Genomic DNA, 18,434 nt, shown 5'->3' on the forward strand with positions numbered 1-18,434 from the left:
ATGAAGGAGGAAGCTCAACTGATGTCCCGCCGTGACACGTCGAGCGACGACAGCACTCCGATACCCCATGACCTGCCGAGCCACCAGGCTGATGCCGCCGGTCGGGTCCCGGATCCGTGGGACCCGGAACTGTCGGAGGGCGAGACCGAGGGGCCCGACAAAACGGTCCCCGACACCGATCAGGCCGGCACCGGTCGGACCGGCGTCCCCAAGGCCGCCGGCGTTCGCGCCGACCAGCCCGTCCCGCATGAGCCGGTCGACTGACGTCGCCCGTCCGGGATGCGCGGGCCGTTTTCGTTCGCCGCGCTGATCGCGGGCGGCGAACGAACTCGGCCGGCCGAGGGCCTGTGTGGACGGCTCCTCCGCTCCTCCGCGCACGCGAAGAAAAGGGAAGAACAGGGGTGCCGACACCGGTCCGTCGCCCTCCGGCCGGCGCACGACGGACACCACGGCACCACTCGGTCCGCGACGGACCCGGCATCCCGCTTCCGGCCTGCTCGACCCACCGGGCGCATCCACCGGCGGCACCCCCGCGAACCCCTGATTCAGCCGCTACACAGAGCACCTGTCGTGGGAGGTGTCCCGTCGAGGTACCAACGGCTGTTGTTCACCTTCAGCGTCCAAGAGGTACAGACCGCGCCGTGGTTGCCACGTCCTCTGACGACGAGGTAGCGATCGCTGTCCAGCTTCTCCACCACCGGTCGGAGTCCGTGTGCGTTCGCGGCCTTGAGTTGGACAAAGTAGTTATCCGCATACTTTTCGGCAACGCTGTCGTGCGTGAAAAGCCGCTGCAGGCGACCTGCATCCTGCTCCTGAACGGCCGTGCGGAACGCGTCGCGCAGCGCGGCGGGCGACGACGATCCCTTGGACGGTGCGTCGGCGCCCGCCTTCTCCGACGGTTCGTTGGCTATGGACACACAGAGAAACGCCACCCAGCCGAAGAACAGCGCCGCCGCGCCATATTGAGCCCAACGCAGGCCCTTCGTCTTCTTGCCCTTGGGCCCGGTCACTTGCTTCCTCCTTGCGGCACGCATGCCGAACGGCACGCGGATTCAGTACGCGCCCCATCCGAGTGGGGCAACATGGGGCAACAAAAGACTAGCTACTGTCCGTGCCGTCCCCTGAGCGTCTCTCCCCCGGAGTCGACGCGCGGTGGGGGGCGCCACGAACAGCACCCCCGCCGCCGGATACACCTCCAGGCCGTCGACCGTCGAAGCCCACCCCACTCCGGCAACGGCCCGCCACACACCCCACACCCCACACATCTGAAGTCCGGCGTAGAGGCGTGACATGCCTGCAATCGGGCGGCGACTGGGGCAGGGGCGCCATCGAGCCCCGTCCCCCATCCCGGCATTCAGGATGACATGTCCGGAGCGCTCCGGACGCCGGCAATGAATCTGCACGGAAGCATCACAAGCCCTACGCGATGCCTTCGGCAGGTGCCGTTAGCGTGACTGACCGCTCGATCCCGCGTGCGAACGCGAACAGGTCTCCGGCGTCCCTGGCGACGCAGCAAGCACAGAAAGATCGCAGATGGACTACTGCTCGTCGTGCCGCCGGAATCTCAATGGCGCCCTCGTGTGCCCGGGATGCGGGGATTACGCCCCGGACATCGCGCCGCCTTCCCACCGCCGCGCACCGGCCGCCACCGCGGCGACCTGGGAGGCATGGCCGGCCGAGGCGGCCCCCGCACCGCGGGCCTTCGATGCCCCGCCTGCCGCGAACGACGGCATATCCGACGCGACGCCGCCCGAGGGCTCGGGCGCCGGTTCCACCACCGGCTTCGAAGCCGCCGCCCCCACCGGGCAGGGCCGGGCGGCGCGGCGTCGGCAGCTGGCGCGCTGGAAGAAGCACCGTCGTCGGGCTGCGGCCGCAACGGCCTTCGCCCTCGCCGGGGGCGCGTTGACCGTTGCCCTGCTACCCGACAAGCCGTCCAGCAGCCACGCACAGGCGGCCGGGTCGCCGGACCCGGAGCGCTCTGCCGCGTCCCGGACGGCCACCCCCTCCTCGCCGTCGGAACGGCCGGACTCCCGCGCGTCGCGGCACATCGGCACCCGCCCGTCCAGGGAGACCGGGCACCAACCCACCGTCGACGCCGCATCTCCCACTGCCACACCGGTCCGGCACCAGCAATCCCCAGCGGCCGGCCACCCCTTCACGCACCCGAGCACGCCGCCGCACACTGCGTCCACGCCGGCCAGGACCACGCACACCGATACCGCGCCCACCCACGACACCGCAGCAGCAGCACCGAAGGCCACCCCGTCCGCTTCCGCCGAACCGTCCGACACCGCCACGTCGCCGGCCGGCCAGCAGCAGCCGACGGCGCAGCCCACCCCCTCGGCCGACCCGGCAGCGCCGACGCAGGTATGCGTACTGGGCGTGGTCTGCCTCGGCTGACGGCGCTCCGCCGCTCGTGCCCTCGCAGGGGGCGCCGACCCAGCACCGGCACGCCCGGCACGAGCTCTCCGTACGCCCGATCCGGCGCAGCTCGCGACGACTTGCGCCGGGGCCACGCAGGGCGGGTTCCCGGTCAGGTCCGTGAGCTGCGCGAAGCGGGCACCTGCGCAAGCGCACGGCAGTCGCCGGCGCTTCCTCAGGTCCGCACGGTGATACCCGGGCGACGCCTTCCCGTCTCAAGGGCGCCAGCGGGGGTCCTGGTCGTCCGGGGTGTCGGGGCTCCCGAAGTGGAAGGGAACCGAGAGGTGGGCGGCCAGGGCCCTGCCGGCCCTGTCGGCGGCTGCCGCCGAGGGGTGAACCGGGCCCTCACCCTCGCGTGTTCCGAGGTACCGCACGGCCGTGTCCCGGTAGATGGTGGCCATCGGCTGCTCTCCCGAGGGGTCGGCGGTGACGGCCGGCACGTTCACGAACCAGTCGTGGACAGTATCGCCATCCCACACCGCCTCGATCGCCACGATGCGGCCGGGATACCTCCGCCGCCAACACCGCCGACTGGACGATCACCTGGACGCTGGAGCCGGAAGGTCGCGGAACTCGCCTCTTCCTCGTCCACGAGGGGTTCGACCCGGACGACCCGGCCCAGATGATGGCCCGCAAGCTCATCGGCAGCGGCTGGCGCACACACGTCATGGACGCGCTCCGGAACGTGCTCGGGCGGCTGTAGCCGTACAGGTCACACGCCTCGATCAGGGTATCCCGTGACCCTGCACGCGCGACGCCGTGAGAGCGGCCGCTGCCCACTACCCGCCTCGTTCACGGACCGTGCGCCGCTTTGTCTACCCTGGACCCGCAGCTGGTTCGCCCCGCCCGCCAGACGGGGTGTCGTAAGAGGGAATCCGGTGGGAGTCCGGAACTGCCTCGCAGCGGTGAGTGGGAACGACCGCCGTCACCAAGCACTGGGTACAGGTGTGACCCGGGAAGCGACGGTCAGTAGGTGTCCCGTCCTTCGGGATGTGCCCACGAGTCCGAAGACCTGCCACTGCTCGTGCGGGGTGCGATCGCCACGCACGTATTCCTTGCGACCCGGTAGCGGGACCGCTGAGCGAGTGGTGCGACTCACCCCTCCGCGCCCCTGGCGCGGGCGGTCCCGCACCCCGAACGGAGGCCCGACACCGGTCCTCACGACGACTCGCGAAGGAGAGTTTCGTGCCCGGCGAACCGAGCATTCCCTCCGTCCCCTCCCCCAGAACGCCCCACCCGAGCGGGACCTGTGTCCTGCTCAAGCATGGTGAGGTCTTCCTCAAGGGCCGCAACCGGCACCTGTTCACCGAGCGGCTGCACGACAACCTCCGCCGCGCCCTGCGGGGCGTCGGCGGCTCCACGTGGATCAAGGACGGCCAGAACGTCACCGTGCTCGGCGGCGAGGTCTCGCAGGATGTCCTGGTGGAGCGCGCCCGCCGGGTGATCGGGTTCAACTCGGTGGAGCCCGCCGTGCGCGTCCCGAGCACCGTGGCGGACATCACGAAGACGGCCGTGGACGCGCTCGCCGCCGTTCGCGCCGAGCGGCCCGGCATCAGTTTCGCCGTGCGGGTCAAGCGCCGGGACAAGAGCTTCGAGATGACCTCGTCGCAATTCGAGCGCTTCCTCGGGGCGCGCGTCCGGGAGGCCCTGGGCCCTGTGCCGGTCAACCTCTCCAGCCCGGACGTACGGGTCTCGGTCGAGGTCGATCACAAGGAGAGCTATGTCTCCTGGACCCGTCATCCGGGGCCGGGCGGACTGCCCGTCGGCTCCAGCGGACGCGCCCTGGTGCTGCTCTCCGGCGGGTACGACTCGCCGGTGGCGGCCTACCGGGCGATGCGCCGTGGACTGCGCTGCGACTTCGTCCACTTCACCGGCGCTCCGTTCACGAACGCCGCGTCCGTCTACAAGGCTTACGCCCTCGCCCGTGAACTCAACCGCTACCAGCCCGGGGGGCGGCTGCACGTCATCGCCCTCGGCCACGCGCAGAAGCAACTGGCCATCGCGGGTGCCGGCAGGCTTCAGGTCGTCGCGCAGCGACGGCTGATGGTCCGCGCCGCTTCCGCATTGGCGGGCCGGACCCGAGCGGAGGCCCTGGTGACCGGTGACAGTCTGGGGCAGGTGGCCAGCCAGACCCTGGCGAACATGGCCGCCGTCGACGAGGCCGCCACCCTGCCGGTGCTGCGGCCGCTGGTCGGCTGGGAGAAGCAGGAGATCATCGACGAGGCCCGGTCCATCGGCACCGCGGAGATCTCCGTGCTGCCGGACGAGGACTGCTGCAAGCTCCTCGCCCCGCCCCGCGTCGCCCTCCGGGCCGGGCTGACGCACCTTCACTCGGTGGAGAAGCGACTCGACCTGGACGACCTGGTGAACGGTCTGCTGCGTGACGTCCAGATCATGTACCCGGGAGAGACCGGCGGGGAGGGGGAGGCCGAAGCGGACGGCCCGGACGGGGGCCCCACGCCCAGCCGCCCCGTTCCGGCCGCGTGTGCGACGGCGCCGTCCGGGACGGTGTCCTCATGACCGGAGACGGCCGGCGGCGGATCTTGGTGATCGGGATCGGCGCAGGGGATCCCGATCATGTGACGCTGGCCGCCGTCCGGGCCATGCGGGACTGCGAGGTGTTCTTCCTCCTGGACAAGGGCGCACAGGCATCCGAGCTGACCCGGCTGCGCAGGAATCTGGTGGCCGAGCACGCCGGTCCCGGGCACCGGGTGGTCGAGGCCGCGGACCCGCGCCGCGATCGCTCCCCCGCGAGCCCGGCCGGCTATCAGGCGCAGGTCGTCGACTGGCGCCACCGCCGCGCCGCCCTGTACGAGCGCCTCATCCGGGACGAGCTGGCGCCGGGCGGGACCGGCGCCTTCCTGGTGTGGGGTGACCCCGCTCTCTACGACAGCACGATCGACACGCTGGAAGAGGTCGTCGGCCGCGGTGCGGTGTCCTTCACCTACGACGTGATTCCCGGGGTGAGCAGCCTCTCGGTGCTGGCCGCCCGGCACCGTACGACACTGACCCGGCTCGGCCGCCCGGTCCGGATCGCACCCGGTCGGCACGTTGCCGGGTCCGGGCTCGCCGAGGGCGAGGACGTCGCCGTGATGCTCGATGTCGGTGCGGCACTCACCGTCCACCAGGAGGAGGGCTGGTGGGTGTACTGGGGCGCCTACGTCGGCACACCCGAGGAGCTGCTCGTCTCCGGACCGTTGGCCGAAGTCGCCGACCGGGTACTGGAGTTGCGTGCCGCGGCCCGGGAGCGTCACGGCTGGATCATGGATGCCTGCCTGCTGCGGGCGGATGACCCGGAGCCGCCGGCAGATGCCGTGTCTCCCGTGCGCGGAGGCTAGAACCCCGCCCGCGCGTCCCGCTGTTGCACGCCGGTGTACGTCGCCCACGGCCGGATGGGCCCGTTGCGCGTCGACGGTGACCGAAGCCCGTGCTCTTGCGTTGGGCGGCGAGCGCCTCGTCCGGCCACCGTCTGGCCGCCATCTGGTCAGCAGGGCCATTTCCGGCCATGTGACAGCCGACGCACCGCTCGCCGTCCGACGCACCGCGGGACCGCCCACCGACGACGGCGTGCGCGCCGACATCGCCGCCGCGCCCTGAAACCGCACCCCGCCGGTGGCTCATCTCACAGTCCGACATGTGAGCAAAGGCACCCGATACGAGGGCCACGCTCTAGGCTGGGTGGGCAATTGGTTCGCCCCGTCCGCCAGACGGGCCGCGTCGTAAGAGGGAACCCGGTGAGAATCCGGGACTGCCCCGCAGCGGTGAGTGGGAACGACCGCCGTCATACGCACTGGATCCGAGCCGCGGATCCGGGAAGCGACGGCCAGTAGGTGCCCGCCGGAGGATTCCGGCAGGCGCGCCCGCGAGTCCGAAGACCTGCCCGTTGCCCGTGCACGCCCATGCGTGGACGGAGATCCCGGTGACCTCGAGGGCGGGTCGGCGTACATACCAGGCGGACACGTGCGTCGCGAACGCACCGTGGTTCCGTCCGGTCCGTCACCGCTTCGCGTTCCTCGTCCCGTCGCCGGGGCTTGCAGGCACATCCGCGAAGGAGAGTTCCGTGACAGCGAAGTCCGCAGCCGCGGCAGCACGGGCCACCGTGTACGGCTACCCCCGCCAGGGACAGCACCGGGAACTGAAGAAGGCAATCGAGGGCTATTGGAAGGGCAAGGTCACCGCCGAAGCCCTCAAGGAGACCGCCCGCACCCTGCGCCATTCCCACTGGCAGGAGCTGGCCGACGCCGGCATCCACGAGGTGCCCACAGGTGACTTCTCGTACTACGACCACGTGCTGGACACCAGCGTCATGGTCGGTGCTGTCCCGGACCGTCACCGCGCCGCCGTCTCGGCCGACGCGCTCGACGGCTACTTCGCCATGGCGCGCGGCACGCAGGACGTGGCGCCGCTGGAGATGACGAAGTGGTTCGACACCAACTACCACTACCTGGTGCCGGAGTTGGGGCCGGACACCGTCTTCACCGCCGACTCCACCAAGCAGGTCGCCGAGCTCAAGGAAGCCCTCGCGGTCGGTCTCACCGCGCGGCCGGTTCTCGTCGGGCCCCTCACCTATCTCCTGCTGTCCAAGCCCGCCCCGGGCGTGGCTGCCGACTTCGAGCCCCTGACGCTGCTGGACCGGCTGCTGCCGGTCTACGCCGAGGTCCTCGCCGATCTGCGCGCCGCCGGCGCCGAGTGGGTGCAGCTCGACGAGCCCGCCCTCGTCCAGGACCGCACCCCGGCCGAGCTGAACGCCGCCGCACGCGCCTACCGCGAGCTGGGTTCCCTCACCGACCGTCCGAAGCTTCTGGTCGCCTCGTACTTCGACCGGCTCGGCGACGCCCTGCCCGTCCTGGCCAAGGCTCCGGTGGACGGTCTGGCGCTCGACTTCACCGACGCGGCCGCAGCCAACCTCGACGCGCTGGCGGCCGCCGGCGGTCTGCCGGGCAAGCGCCTGGTCGCGGGCGTGGTCAACGGCCGCAACATCTGGATCAACGATCTGGAGAAGTCGCTGTCCACCCTCGGCACCCTGCTCGGCCTCGCCGACCGGGTCGACGTGGCCGCGTCCTGCTCTCTCCTGCACGTGCCGCTGGACGCCACCGCCGAACGCGACATCGACCCGCAGATCGTCCGCTGGCTGGCCTTCGCCAAGCAGAAGACCGCGGAGCTGGTGACCCTGGCACGGGGCCTGGCACAGGGCACCGACACCATCGCCACCGAACTCGCCGCGAACCGCGCCGACCTGGCCTCCCGGGCGAATTCCGCCCTCACCCACGACCCGGCCGTGCGTGCCCGTGCCGCCGCCGTCACCGACGCCGACGGCCGCCGCTCGGCGCCGTACGCCGCGCGCGCAACGGCCCAGCGGGCCCACCTCGGGCTGCCGCTGCTGCCGACCACCACCATCGGCTCCTTCCCCCAGACCGACGCACTGCGGAGCGCCCGCGCCGACCTGCGGACCGGGCGGATCGACACGGCCGGCTACGAGGACCGCATCAAGACCGAGATCCGTGACGTCCTCGGCTTCCAGGAGAAGGCCGGCATCGACGTCCTGGTGCACGGCGAGCCCGAACGCAACGACATGGTGCAGTACTTCGCCGAGCAGCTCACCGGCTACCTGGCCACCCAGCACGGATGGGTGCAGTCCTACGGCACCCGCTACGTCCGGCCGCCGGTCCTGGCCGGCGACATCTCCCGGCCCGAGCCGATGACGGTGCGCTGGACCTCCTATGCCCAGTCGCTGACCGGCCGTCCCGTCAAGGGCATGCTCACCGGCCCGGTCACCATGCTCGCCTGGTCCTTCGTCCGCGACGACCAGCCGCTGGGCGACACCGCCCGCCAGGTGGCGCTCGCGCTGCGCGACGAGGTGGGCGACCTGGAGGAAGCGGGCACGTCGGTCATCCAGGTCGACGAGCCCGCGCTGCGCGAAACGCTGCCGCTGCGCGCCGCCGACCATGCCGCGTACCTGGCCTGGGCCACCGAGGCGTTCCGCCTCAGCACCAGCGGGGTACAGGACCGGACTCAGATCCACACGCACATGTGCTACGCGGAGTTCGGCGACATCGTGCAGGGTATCGACGATCTGGATGCGGACGTCATCAGCCTGGAGGCCGCCCGCTCCCACATGCAGGTCGCCCGGGAGCTGGCCGAGCACGGCTACCCGCGCGAGGCCGGCCCCGGTGTCTACGACATCCACTCCCCTCGCGTGCCCAGCGCCGACGAGGCAGCTGCCCTGCTGCGCAAGGGACTTGAGGCCATCCCCGCCGAGCGCCTCTGGGTCAACCCGGACTGCGGCCTGAAGACCCGCGGCTGGCCCGAGACCCGCGCCTCGCTGGAGAACCTGGTCACCGCCGCCCGTACCGTCCGAGCGGAGCTCTCCGGCTCCTGACTCCGTTGACGGCCGGGAGGGGGCGCGCAGCCGCGCCCTCCCGGCCGTCTCCGGCCGCCACGCAGCTCCTCGAAACGCTGGGCGATGCCCTGCGGCAGGACGAACGGGCAGCCGAAGAGCACGGCGAACGGCCCCAGCAGGCTCCGACCGTGGACGACCTGCTCGCCGCTCTGCCGGGCCACCTACGCCACACCCGAATAATCTCCGGCCGCACGGATGCCGGCACCCGAAAAGCACCTTACGGTTCCGATGACCGGGAAAGGCGCCGCCGCTGACCGACAATCCCGGGATGGACGCGACCCTGAATCCGGTCGCTGTATACGTAACCCGGTACCGCCACCGCCCCGAAGTGCGATGTGCGCTACCGGGGAATTCGCGGTGCACCCGCGCCTGCCCTCCGACATGCGCACGCCGCGACGTTCCGTGCTGACTGGTTTCGATAAAGGAACCGGTTCAAGGAACCGGTCCAAGGAAGTGGTCCAAGGAAGCGGTTCAAGGAACGGTCTTCCGGCCTCGGTCGCCGCGACCGGGGGCCGTCCGTACGGAATTCGCCAACCGGCTGCCCGCAACCCCCGAAAGGGGTTCGAAGGGCTCACGGGTGCAGTTCGAGATTCTGGTAGATCTCCGTCGTCACCCTGGAAAAATTCATGGTCATGAAATGGATGCCCGGAACGTCCTCAGCGATCAGGCGGCGGCACATCTCGGTGGCGTGGTCGATGCCGAGCGCTCTGACCGCCTGCGGGTCGTCCTCGGCTGCGAGCATCCGCTCCGCGAGCTGCGGCGGGAACACGGCGGTGCTGAGGCTGGGGATGCGGCGCAGCGAGCGGATCGTGGTGACCGGCATGATCTCCGGGATGATCGGCGTCGCGCACCCGGCGCCCACCACCCGGTCGCGGAAGCGCAGGTAGCCGTCGACGTCGAAGAACATCTGGGTGATCGCGTAGTCGGCTCCGGCCCGGCATTTGTCGACGAAGTGGCGGATGTCGCTGTCCCGGTCGGGCGAGCGCGGGTGCATCTCGGGGAAGGCCGCGACGCCCACGCAGAAGTTGCCGGACTCCTTGATCAGCTGGACCAGTTCCGCTGTGTACTCGACCCCCTGGGGGTGCTTCTCCCACGGACCGAGCGGGTCGCCGGGCGGGTCGCCGCGCAGCGCCAGGATGTTGCGTACGCCCTGGTCGGCGTAGTGGCCAAGGATGTTGCGCAGTTCGGCGATGCTGTGGTCGACCGCCGTGAGGTGGGCCACCGGGGTGAGCGTGGTCTCCTGGGCGATCCGACCGGTGATGTTGATGGTGCGGCCACGTGTCGAACCGCCGGCGCCATAGGTCACCGAGACGAAGGTCGGTGACAACGCCTCCAATCTGCGGATCGCCGTCCACAAGCCGGCCTCGGCCTCCGCGCTACGCGGCGGCATGAATTCGAAGGAGTACGAACGGCCTCCCGCAGCAAGGAGGTCGCGGATGGATACTGCGTGGTCCGCTCTTGTGCTGGGGATACCGAGAGCCATGGATCCAGAATAGCGGCCGACCGAAGGCAACCTGAGGCTTCTCCACTTATTGACACTTCTTCCTTCGGCGGATACCACCGCGCCGATGCCGACGCGAGCATGCTTCCGGCCGTCAATCCGGAGGAACGTCCCGATGAGCCGTCCAGCAGGGAATGGCCGTCCGAAGTCGGCGCCATTCCTGCCGCCGCATCGCGGTTTTCGCGCGGAGACCCGAACCCGCCACAATACCGGCATGAGCACCTACAGGAATTTGCTGCCGGGCCTGCCCGACTGGAGGCATTGCGGGGTGATGGGCGTCGTCAACGTCACCCCGGACTCCTTCTCGGACGGAGGGCTTTGGCTCGATCCCGGTCGGGCCGTCGCCCACGGCTTGGAACTGGTCGCCCAGGGCGCCGACATCGTGGACGTCGGCGGCGAGTCGACCCGTCCGGGCGCCGTGCGGATCACCCCCGAGGAGGAACTCCGCCGGGTGCTCCCGGTAATCCGGGGCCTGGCCGACGGCGGTGCGCTGGTCAGTGTGGACACCATGCGGGCAGAGGTGGCAGAGGCTGCGGTGGACGCAGGTGCGCGGGTCGTCAACGACGTCAGCGGAGGCCGTGCGGACTCCGCGATGGTGAAGGTCGCCGCCCGCACGGGCGTTCCGTTCGTGGTGATGCACTGGCGCGGACAGTCCGCCGGTATGGATGACCTGGCCACCTATGAGGATGTGGTGGGCGAGGTCATCGGCGAAGTGGAGCACCAGATGAACGAGGTGGTGTCCGGCGGAGTCGACCCGACCCAGGTGATAGTCGACCCGGGGTTGGGCTTCGCCAAGACCCGCGCGCACGACTGGGCCCTGCTTGCCAGGCTCGACGCCTGGGCCGGTCTGGGCCGTCCGGTCCTGGTCGCGGCCTCTCGCAAGCGGTTCCTGGGCGCGCTGTTGGCCGATCCGGTCACCGGCAGGCCCCGGCCGGCCCGCGCCCGTGACGCGGCCACCGCAGCCGTCTCGGCGCTGGCCGCCGCCCAGGGCGCCTGGGCCGTCCGGGTCCACGACGTACCCGCCACGGCCGACGCCGTCCGGGTCGAGGCCGCGCTGCGCGAGACACTCAGCTGACCGCTGAGCGGCCGCAGCTGCACCCCTCAAGGTCGCAGCAGGGCAGCCCGGTTCCGGTGCTGCACCATGGGCTGCCTGCTCGGTGACGTGAGGGCGGCGTTCGTCAGACGGCCGGTACGGTCCGCTGATCGGGTCCGGTGTAGGCACCCAGGGGGCGGATCAGGGCGTTGTGGGCCGGCTGTTCGGTGATATGGGCGGTCCAGCCGGTGATGCGACCCATCACGAAGATCGGCGTGAAGGCTGGGGTGTCGAAGCCCAGGAGGTGGTAGGCGAGCCCGGTCGGGTAGTCCAGGTCGGGGTGGATGCCCTCGCGGCGGGCCTTCCAACTCGCCACCCGGATCGCGCTGTTGGAATGCGGTCCGCTGCTCGACACCCTGGTCGACGGGGCCGGGCCGACCTCCGCGCAGGCGACGGCACTGGCCCGCATCGGGGCTCGCGAACTACTTCGCCGGCGCCCTGCTGATGCCGTACAGGGTGTTCCAGTCCGCCGCCGAGGAGCTGCGCTACGACGTCCGAGCTGCTCCAGGCGCGCTTCGGTGTCGGCTTCGAGACCGTCTGCCACCGCCTCAGTACGCTCCAGCGCTCCGGGCGGCGCGGAGTGCCCTTCTCGTTCCTCCGTGTGGACCGCGCCGGCAACGTCTCCAAGCGGCAGTCCGCCACCGACTTCCACTTCTCCCGGCTCGGCAGCACCTGCCCGCTGTGGACGGTGTACGCGGCGTTCTCCTCCCCGGCCGCATCCTCAACCAGGTCGCCGAAATGCCTGACGGCAAGCGCTACTTCTGGGTGGCACGCACCGTCACCCGAGGCGGAGCAGGGCACCACGCGCCACGCGCCGAGTTCACCGTCGCCCTGGGGTGCGAACTGCGCCACGCGCATCGCCCGGTCTACGCGGAGGGCGTCGCCCTGGACGACCCTCGGGCGGCGACTTCGATCGGCCTGGGCTGCCGCATCTGCGAGCGCCGGGACTGCGCCCAGCGCGCCCGGCCGCCGGCCGGTGGCCGCCGGCCGGCCGTCGACCCCGACCGGCGTACCTACGTCCCCTACCCGGTGGACACGTCGGGCAGCGACAGGTGAGGCGCCGCAGGGGAGCCGGAAGGAGTACGGGCCCGGGGCGGTGCAAGCGCCGGGCGCACCGAGAATGCGTTCTGGCACTCTGATGCCGGTGTTCAGGGCATCTCGTCCTGGTGACGGCGGCGCAGCAGCGCCGTGATCGCACAGCGCAGGCATTCAGGGTCGCTCTCGTCGGCCGTTCCGGCATGGAGACGGCAGGCCGGCGCTTCCTGATGCCCGACGGCGCCATCCGGCTCGGGGGAGGCGGTCATGGGGCCGCCGACCAGAGCCGTGAGCTCCGCGATGAGCCTCTCGTCCCGTTTGACCTGCTGGGCGAGTACCCGGATGCGCGCGCTCTGGCCACCGATCTGGCGGCGGCTGGCAATCAGCTGTTCGTACTCCTGCAGGGTCAGGGCGACCGCCTCGCGGCCGCCGAGGGTGATGCGGCGCGGCTGGGGATGTCTGGCCACTGGGATTCTCCGCTCGTCGCCCCCCGTTGTCGTGCTCTCTCGACCGACCCGATCGGCTGGACTCGTCCGGCGGGCGGGCTTGGGCCGGCAGTTCGACACAGCCTGCTCGTCGTGTCATGTCGGTGATCCGAGTCGTCGGTGTCCGGAGAACGCGAGAGGGCCCTCGGATGGTTCCGAAGGGCCCTCTCGTGTCCTGGCTTTGTCCTGAAGGAATCAGTTCGCGGCTCGAACTGCCTGCTCGGACGTGGCGGTCGCGGGCTTCGGGTTCAGCAACCGCTCGGCCAGCTCACCGAAGACCAGGCCGAACCCGCCCCACAGGGTGAGTTGAATGGCGAGAGCGGAGATACGGAAGCGCCACAGCAGCATCGCGGGGAAGTCCTTCGGCACCTCGTTGACGACCGGCAGGAAGGCGTACGCCAGCCCGATCACGAGGACGAAGGCGGCCACCGCGACGACCGTGGCGTACCAGGTGCCCAGCTGCGGGGCGAGCCGCTTGCCGAGGATGGTGGCGCCGATCGCGAGGAGCACGCTGAGCAGCATCATCAGGAAGTACAGGGTCGTGCGCTTGCCGATGGTGTCGGGGTCACCGACCGACGGCGGGTTGGCCGGGTACTTCAGGAACGGCACGACGTACACGGCGAGCAACGCGCTGCCGGACAGCAGCAGCGCGGTGGCGCGCGGGGTGAAGCGGCCGACGCGGCCGAGCGCGAAGCAGTAGGCGAGGGCGGCGATGCCGCCGAATGCGATCCCGTAGACCAGGACGCCGGTCGCGAGACCGGCGGTGGACTGCAGAGCGCGGGAGACGAGCTCGACCTCGTGCTCGTGTGCCGGGGCGTGGGCCTCCTCGAAGCCGATGGCGCCGTCGACGTTCGGCTCACCGAGGAAGTAGGCGACGATCAGGGCGAGCACGCCGGCCCCAAGGCCGGCGAGCATGCCCCGAACGAGCAGGTTTCTTACCGTTGCGGAATTCATGAGTGTGCGGCGTCCCTCGGGTCAGTGGCAGGGGAAGCCGAGCAGGTGGCGTCCGTCGTGCACCCACTCGTGCACCTCCGCGCCACTGACCACGGAGGTGGCGCCCTGCTCGGCGCCGACGAAGTAGAGCAGGACGAGCATCAGGATGCCGAAGAAGGCCGCCCAGGGGGCTATCGCCTTGAGCGGTAGCTTGCCGGGGACGACGGGGTTGGTGGCTGTCGGCTGAGCGACGGTCTGCGCCATGGCAGGACCTCCTCTGGGAGTTCGCGTCCCATCTCGGTGGTGCACATGACGACGGCTACGGGTCTGACTCACGAGGTACCCCAGCGAGCTGCGGTGCCTCGTACACAGTGGCGCGACCGTTCCGGATTCTCACCGGCTTCCGACTTGCCGTCGTCAATATCGGATGAACGGTACCGCGTCCCCGGTGCCCGGCCAAGACCGGCCACCTGGCGTGATCTCCCTCGTCCGCCGGTGGCCCGGTACCCCACGGCGACATGGAACACCGGGGACGATGCCTGCCGGGGCCCCCGGACCGGAACGCGGACCGACCGTGACGGTTACGATCCGGCCCGGACCACTCAGCCCGAACCGAGGAGAACCGGTGCCGCAGGAGCCGATGGCCGCAACGCTCGGCCGCGCCGCCGCCGTGGGCCCCTTCTTCTCCGTACGGACCCATGCCGGAGCACCGCGCGACCAGGGCTTTCTCCCCCTGGCGGAGCTCTACCGAGAGGGCGGCTCACCGGCACTGCGCAACCGCCTGGAGACGGTGGCCACGCGGCTCGGCACGGCAGAGCGGCGGGTCGCCGCGTCCCTCGTCCACCAGGGACTCGCCGGGCGCCTGTGGTCGATCGCCTTCGCACCCGCGGTGCTGGCCGGACGCGTCCCCGATCTTGGCGGCGACGCCTTGTGGTGGCATCCGGAACGGAGCACACCCGACGAACTCTGGCTTCCCGCCCCGTCCCCCCTGCCGTCGGCCTCCGAGGAAGATCTCACGGACCGACTACGAGCAGCCGTTCTGCAGAGTCACCTGGTGCCGCTGCAGCAGGCCATCAGCGCCGTGTCCCCGATCTCCCCCCGAGTGCTGTGGGGCAATGCCGCCTCGGCGCTGGTCGGCACCCTCCGCGTACTGCACGACTGGTGCCGCCGGACCGGCCATCGGGAAGCGGCGGAACGAGCCGTGGCACTGACGGCGTCCCTCCTCGACGACGCGCCGCTGCGCGACTGCGGAACCCTGGATCCCGCCGTCCCTGAATTCTCACGACGCAGTTGCTGCCTGTACTACCGCGTGCCAGGTGGCGGGCTGTGCGGGGACTGCGTGCTGAGGCGGACCGGGCGATAGCGCGCCGGCCCCGCCGAACCGGGTGGTGGGCGATCCGTGCAGCCGAGGAGGGGATGTGCGCAACGAATGGTTGTGCACGCCGGCTGATCGGTTGTTTGCTCTCGCCATCTCCTCCTCGCTTTGATGCCGGAGGGCGTGTGTGGTTGTTCAGACCGGCGAGAGGCGTGTGGGGCATGACGGGCAGGCGGGCGCTGGGGCGGCGGTTCGGGTGGTTGTGGGCGGCGTTTGCGGTCAGCTCGTACGGCACAGGGCTCGGCTTCGGCGCGTTCCCCCTGATCGCGATCCTCGTGCTGCACTCCGGGCCGACCCAGGTGGCGGCGCTGGCTGCCGCAGGACGGGCCGTGGGGGCCGTCGTCGCGGTGCCGCTCGGCCCCTGGGTGGAGTTCCGCCGCAAGCGGTCGGTGATGGTCGCGATGGACCTGGCGCGGTTCGCGGCGATGATGAGCATCCCCGTCGCGTTCGCGCTCGACCGGCTCAGCTTCGCCCAGCTCCTCGTCGTCTCCGTCGTCGTCGCCGCGGCCAACATCGCCTTCAAGGCCGCCAGCGGTGCGTACCTCAAGGCGCTCGTCCCCTCCGAGGACCTGCTCGTCGCCAACAGTCGCTTCGAGTCCACGACGTGGACCTCCACCGTCGTCGGGCCGCCGCTCGGTGGAGCCGCGATCGCGCTCTTCGGCCCGGTGACGACCGTGGTGGCCGACGCGGTCAGCTACCTGCTCTCGGCGCTGGGCATCCGCGCCATCGGCGGCAGCGAGCCGCACCCCGCGCGCACCCGGGCGCCCCGGCTGCGCGCGGGTGACCTGCTCGACGGCTGGCGCTACATCCTGGCCGACCGTACGCAGCGCGCGCTGTTCCTCAACAACCTCTCGGTGAACGGCCTGATCATGGCGACCGAACCGCTGCTCGCCGTACTCCTCCTGGGCCACCTCGCATTCACACCCTGGCAGTACGGACTCGCCTTCGCGGCCCCCTGCGTCGGCGGCCTCGTCGGCTCGCGCATCGCGCACCGACTCGTGGCGCGGTTCGGGCAGCGCCGGATCCTCCTCACCTCCGGGGTGCTGCGCGCGTGCTGGCCCCTCGGACTGGCCTTCGCCCAGCCCGGCGTCCCCGGGATCGTGCTCATCATCGTCGTCCAGTTCGGTCTGGTGACCTGCATCGGCGTGTTCAACCCGGTGCTGGCCACCTACCGGCTCGACCGCACCGACCCCGACCGCGTCGCCCGCACCCTCTCCGCCTGGTCGGTCAGCGCCAGCGCCTCCATCGCGGCCCTGACCGCCGTGTGGGGTCTGCTGGCCGCAGTCACCAGCCCGCGCACGGCGATCGCGGTCGCCGGAGTCCTTCTCCTGGCCACCCCGCTGCTGCTCCCGCACCGCGAGAACGCACCCCGGAACACACCCACCGGAGTCCAAGAAGCCATCGATCTCGTCTGAGGCCGGAGCCTCGGTCAGTTCGCCCATAGCAGTCGCAGAAGCCTTTTCTCACACGGCGGTGGGCTGATCCCAGTGCTTCAGAATGCGGCGCTCGGGGACCCCGGGCATCATCGGCAATACCGGCTGCGAGCGGTCCAGTGCCTGGATCTGCGACTTCTCGTCCACACACAGGAGACGGCCAACTGCGACATACCGGTGGCCGTTGCCATCGACCGGGTCGACCAGTGCGTTGCGTTCTTCGGCGTCTCTTCCCGTGTCTTGACGATCACCCGCTCCACATCGGCATCAGTGGACTTCCGCGGGGCGCCCGGCCTCGGCTCCTCAATGACCAACCACTGACTCACGCCACTGGGGCCTGTCTTGTGGAGATGCATGCGGTGTGAAGGCTGCTTCGGCGAAGTCCGCAGTGAGCGTGGTGCGTGGCACGCTGATCACCGCGTCGTAGGCTTCCAGGGCCGACACGGGCAGGAAGCCGTTGTCCATGCGGATCCGGGCCGGCTCCGGCAGGCCATGTCGCCGGGCGTGCGTGCGCAGCGCGCGGGTGTCCACCAGCGCCGGCGCTTCGAGCACGCCTGCGAACAGCGACTCCACGCTGTCGGGTGTCGCTTCGGGGGCGTCGGCCGCAGATTGGCGCATCCCGGAAGGGTGCGCCGGATCGGGGACGTTCGCCACGGTCCGGCCGCCACCGCTGGTCAGCGCCACGGACACATAGTCCGTTCCGAGCTCCTGGGCGAGGGGGTATCCCATGGGCGTCCGGGCGAGCGGGCCGCCCTCGGGGTTGGCGGTGCGTTGGATGTGGGCATTGTGCGCGGAGACGACAATGCGGGTACCGGGTGCGGATCGGTCGAGCAGGTGGAGCAGGCTGTCTGCCAGGTAGCGGTCTCGGGTGGCAAGGTCGGCGGCGTCGGGTGCGCCGCCGAGCAGTTCGGACATCGCGCGCTGCATCTGGTCGGTGCGCCAGGCCGCCCAGACGTCCGAGAGGGCATTCTCGTATGCCTGGCGGCCGCCGTTCTCGACATAGACCTCACGCATGACGGTGACACGGTTGAGCAGCCGACCGAGCATGGCCGAGAGCCGATCCTGGACTGCGGGATCGAGGCGGAGGCGGGCGTGGGCGGGGACCAGACCCGAGCCGCCCGCGAACGGCTCCGACAGCTCCAGAGCGGTACGCGCATAGTGCACCGCGCCGGAGTCGACATCAGCCAGATACCTCGCGACCGGCTCCAGTACGGGCGTCAGCGAGCCGCCGGCCGCCGGGACGTCGAGCCCGGCGAAGCGGACCGGATGCGGCGCAGTGGCATTGTGGGCGCGCAGCCACCGCAGGGTGTCGCGGCCCTCGGCGGACTGGCCCGGATAGCCGTCGCTGCGAGGCGTGATCAGCGCGTCGAGATCACCGTCGTGTCCCCTGACCCAGGCGTCGACGGCTCGGCCGGAGGCGGCCCCGAACTCCACTGCGTAGACGGTAAATCCGCACTCCTGGACCAAAAAGCGCAGCATCCGATCGCGCATCAGCCCGAACTCGCGTATCTGGTGGGAGTTCTCGCCCAGCGCGACCACTCGCGCGTCACCGACGAGTCGGCGCAGCGGCTCCAGGTCGTCGAGCGGGGCGGCAAGGCCGGGAGTGGCAAGACGGACGGCGTTGCGCATAGTCCACTCGGCGAGGGGGAGCGGGCGTGGCAGGCTCATGATCGTGACACTAACAACCAGTGCTCATGTTCGAGTGACCTGATTCAGAAGTTCCCTGACAGTTCCCGCTTGGGCTGAGGAAACGGCGAG

The 18,434-nt window shown here is 70.6% G+C and carries 15 protein-coding genes, 4 pseudogenes and 3 riboswitches; of the genes and pseudogenes, 10 read left to right on the plus strand and 9 right to left on the minus strand.

Annotated elements, in window-relative coordinates; translation table 11 throughout:
• Window positions 1-21 precede the first annotated feature (21 nt).
• Window positions 22-264, plus strand: a complete 243-nt coding sequence (locus ACGFML_RS29820) for a hypothetical protein (RefSeq protein WP_393548717.1) — start codon at window positions 22-24, stop codon at window positions 262-264.
• A gap of 281 nt (window positions 265-545) precedes the next feature.
• Here ACGFML_RS29820 and ACGFML_RS29825 read toward each other — a convergent pair whose 3' ends face one another.
• On the minus strand, window positions 546-1,010 hold the full coding sequence (locus ACGFML_RS29825; protein ID WP_393548718.1) for a hypothetical protein: 465 nt from the start codon (window positions 1,008-1,010) through the stop codon (window positions 546-548).
• Window positions 1,011-1,533: 523 nt separating this feature from the next.
• On the opposite strand from ACGFML_RS29825, the gene ACGFML_RS29830 reads away from it, so the two are divergent.
• Window positions 1,534-2,400 (plus strand): hypothetical protein, encoded by an 867-nt coding sequence (locus tag ACGFML_RS29830; RefSeq protein ID WP_393548719.1) that lies wholly within the window; start codon window positions 1,534-1,536, stop codon window positions 2,398-2,400.
• Window positions 2,401-2,636: 236 nt separating this feature from the next.
• On the opposite strand, the gene ACGFML_RS29835 is transcribed toward ACGFML_RS29830, so the two are convergent.
• Window positions 2,637-2,915 carry a hypothetical protein gene (locus ACGFML_RS29835; protein WP_393548720.1) on the minus strand — a complete coding sequence of 93 codons (279 nt, stop codon included), beginning with the start codon at window positions 2,913-2,915 and terminating at the stop codon, window positions 2,637-2,639.
• A gap of 11 nt (window positions 2,916-2,926) precedes the next feature.
• Between ACGFML_RS29835 and ACGFML_RS29840 the strand changes: the two are divergent.
• The 4 genes and pseudogenes from ACGFML_RS29840 to metE form a co-directional block, all read left to right on the plus strand.
• Window positions 2,927-3,124: pseudogene (locus ACGFML_RS29840) on the plus strand (SRPBCC domain-containing protein); the annotation flags it as partial.
• Window positions 3,125-3,237: 113 nt separating this feature from the next.
• Window positions 3,238-3,456: riboswitch (cobalamin riboswitch) on the plus strand.
• Between the two features lie 150 nt (window positions 3,457-3,606).
• A complete protein-coding gene (gene thiI, locus ACGFML_RS29845; protein ID WP_393548721.1) occupies window positions 3,607-4,941 on the plus strand; it encodes a tRNA uracil 4-sulfurtransferase ThiI in 1,335 nt (444 codons plus the stop codon).
• Window positions 4,938-5,759: a precorrin-6A synthase (deacetylating) gene (cobF, locus tag ACGFML_RS29850; RefSeq protein ID WP_393548722.1), complete on the plus strand. Its 822-nt coding sequence runs from the start codon at window positions 4,938-4,940 to the stop codon at window positions 5,757-5,759. The genes thiI and cobF overlap by 4 nt, the downstream gene beginning before the upstream one ends.
• Before the next feature lie 332 nt (window positions 5,760-6,091).
• Window positions 6,092-6,320: riboswitch (cobalamin riboswitch) on the plus strand.
• Window positions 6,321-6,481: 161 nt separating this feature from the next.
• The gene (gene metE / locus ACGFML_RS29855; protein ID WP_393548723.1) at window positions 6,482-8,800 is read left to right on the plus strand and encodes a 5-methyltetrahydropteroyltriglutamate--homocysteine S-methyltransferase; all 2,319 of its coding nucleotides are present in this window, start codon (window positions 6,482-6,484) and stop codon (window positions 8,798-8,800) included.
• Window positions 8,801-9,392: 592 nt separating this feature from the next.
• Here metE and metF read toward each other — a convergent pair.
• The gene (gene metF, locus ACGFML_RS29860) at window positions 9,393-10,304 is read right to left on the minus strand and encodes a methylenetetrahydrofolate reductase [NAD(P)H] (RefSeq protein ID WP_393548724.1); all 912 of its coding nucleotides are present in this window, start codon (window positions 10,302-10,304) and stop codon (window positions 9,393-9,395) included.
• Window positions 10,305-10,536: 232 nt separating this feature from the next.
• Between metF and folP the strand changes: the two genes are divergently transcribed.
• On the plus strand, window positions 10,537-11,397 hold the full coding sequence (gene folP, locus ACGFML_RS29865; RefSeq protein WP_393548725.1) for a dihydropteroate synthase: 861 nt from the start codon (window positions 10,537-10,539) through the stop codon (window positions 11,395-11,397).
• A 103-nt stretch (window positions 11,398-11,500) separates the two neighbouring features.
• On the opposite strand, the pseudogene ACGFML_RS29870 reads toward folP, so the two are convergent.
• Window positions 11,501-11,710: pseudogene (locus ACGFML_RS29870) on the minus strand (citrate/2-methylcitrate synthase); the annotation flags it as partial.
• Between ACGFML_RS29870 and ACGFML_RS29875 the strand changes: the two are divergent.
• Window positions 11,709-12,471: pseudogene (locus tag ACGFML_RS29875) on the plus strand (short-chain fatty acyl-CoA regulator family protein); the annotation flags it as partial. The pseudogenes ACGFML_RS29870 and ACGFML_RS29875 overlap by 2 nt on opposite strands.
• A gap of 92 nt (window positions 12,472-12,563) precedes the next feature.
• Here the strand turns inward: ACGFML_RS29875 and ACGFML_RS29880 are convergent.
• From ACGFML_RS29880 to ACGFML_RS29890, 3 genes are all read right to left on the minus strand, one after another.
• Window positions 12,564-12,917: a hypothetical protein gene (locus ACGFML_RS29880; protein ID WP_393548726.1), complete on the minus strand. Its 354-nt coding sequence runs from the start codon at window positions 12,915-12,917 to the stop codon at window positions 12,564-12,566.
• A 213-nt stretch (window positions 12,918-13,130) separates the two neighbouring features.
• Window positions 13,131-13,889, minus strand: a complete 759-nt coding sequence (locus ACGFML_RS29885) for a CbtA family protein (protein ID WP_393548727.1) — start codon at window positions 13,887-13,889, stop codon at window positions 13,131-13,133.
• 21 nt (window positions 13,890-13,910) lie between these two features.
• Window positions 13,911-14,132, minus strand: coding sequence for a CbtB-domain containing protein (locus ACGFML_RS29890; RefSeq protein WP_393548728.1), 222 nt, complete (start codon window positions 14,130-14,132; stop codon window positions 13,911-13,913).
• Window positions 14,133-14,167: 35 nt separating this feature from the next.
• Window positions 14,168-14,325, minus strand: a riboswitch (cobalamin riboswitch).
• A 168-nt stretch (window positions 14,326-14,493) separates the two neighbouring features.
• Here ACGFML_RS29890 and ACGFML_RS29895 point away from each other — a divergent pair.
• Together ACGFML_RS29895 and ACGFML_RS29900 are read left to right on the plus strand one after the other, a co-directional pair.
• Complete coding sequence (locus ACGFML_RS29895; RefSeq protein ID WP_393548729.1) at window positions 14,494-15,231, plus strand: (2Fe-2S)-binding protein; 738 nt, start codon at window positions 14,494-14,496, stop codon at window positions 15,229-15,231.
• Window positions 15,232-15,404: 173 nt separating this feature from the next.
• Window positions 15,405-16,658 carry an MFS transporter gene (locus tag ACGFML_RS29900; RefSeq protein WP_393548730.1) on the plus strand — a complete coding sequence of 418 codons (1,254 nt, stop codon included), beginning with the start codon at window positions 15,405-15,407 and terminating at the stop codon, window positions 16,656-16,658.
• An 84-nt stretch (window positions 16,659-16,742) separates the two neighbouring features.
• Here ACGFML_RS29900 and ACGFML_RS29905 read toward each other — a convergent pair.
• Both ACGFML_RS29905 and ACGFML_RS29910 read right to left on the minus strand, forming a co-directional pair.
• Window positions 16,743-16,987, minus strand: a pseudogene (locus ACGFML_RS29905) (IS630 family transposase); the annotation flags it as partial.
• Complete coding sequence (locus tag ACGFML_RS29910) at window positions 16,980-18,344, minus strand: erythromycin esterase family protein (RefSeq protein WP_393548731.1); 1,365 nt, start codon at window positions 18,342-18,344, stop codon at window positions 16,980-16,982. The pseudogene ACGFML_RS29905 and the gene ACGFML_RS29910, both read right to left, overlap by 8 nt.
• Between the last annotated feature and the right edge of the window lie 90 nt (window positions 18,345-18,434).

Source organism: Streptomyces sp. NPDC048650, assembly GCF_043199095.1.
GTDB lineage: Bacteria > Actinomycetota > Actinomycetes > Streptomycetales > Streptomycetaceae > Streptomyces.

What these genes read in the sequence shown, in the direction of transcription:
- ACGFML_RS29830 (WP_393548719.1), top strand. Translation starts at nt 1,534, where the DNA reads ATGGACTACTGCTCGTCGTGCCGCCGGAATCTCAATGGCGCCCTCGTG.
- ACGFML_RS29820 (WP_393548717.1), top strand. Translation starts at nt 22, where the DNA reads ATGTCCCGCCGTGACACGTCGAGCGACGACAGCACTCCGATACCCCAT.
- ACGFML_RS29890 (WP_393548728.1), bottom strand. Translation starts at nt 14,132, where the DNA reads ATGGCGCAGACCGTCGCTCAGCCGACAGCCACCAACCCCGTCGTCCCC.
- ACGFML_RS29885 (WP_393548727.1), bottom strand. Translation starts at nt 13,889, where the DNA reads ATGAATTCCGCAACGGTAAGAAACCTGCTCGTTCGGGGCATGCTCGCC.
- ACGFML_RS29900 (WP_393548730.1), top strand. Translation starts at nt 15,405, where the DNA reads ATGACGGGCAGGCGGGCGCTGGGGCGGCGGTTCGGGTGGTTGTGGGCG.
- folP (WP_393548725.1), top strand. Translation starts at nt 10,537, where the DNA reads ATGAGCACCTACAGGAATTTGCTGCCGGGCCTGCCCGACTGGAGGCAT.
- cobF (WP_393548722.1), top strand. Translation starts at nt 4,938, where the DNA reads ATGACCGGAGACGGCCGGCGGCGGATCTTGGTGATCGGGATCGGCGCA.
- ACGFML_RS29910 (WP_393548731.1), bottom strand. Translation starts at nt 18,344, where the DNA reads ATGAGCCTGCCACGCCCGCTCCCCCTCGCCGAGTGGACTATGCGCAAC.
- metF (WP_393548724.1), bottom strand. Translation starts at nt 10,304, where the DNA reads ATGGCTCTCGGTATCCCCAGCACAAGAGCGGACCACGCAGTATCCATC.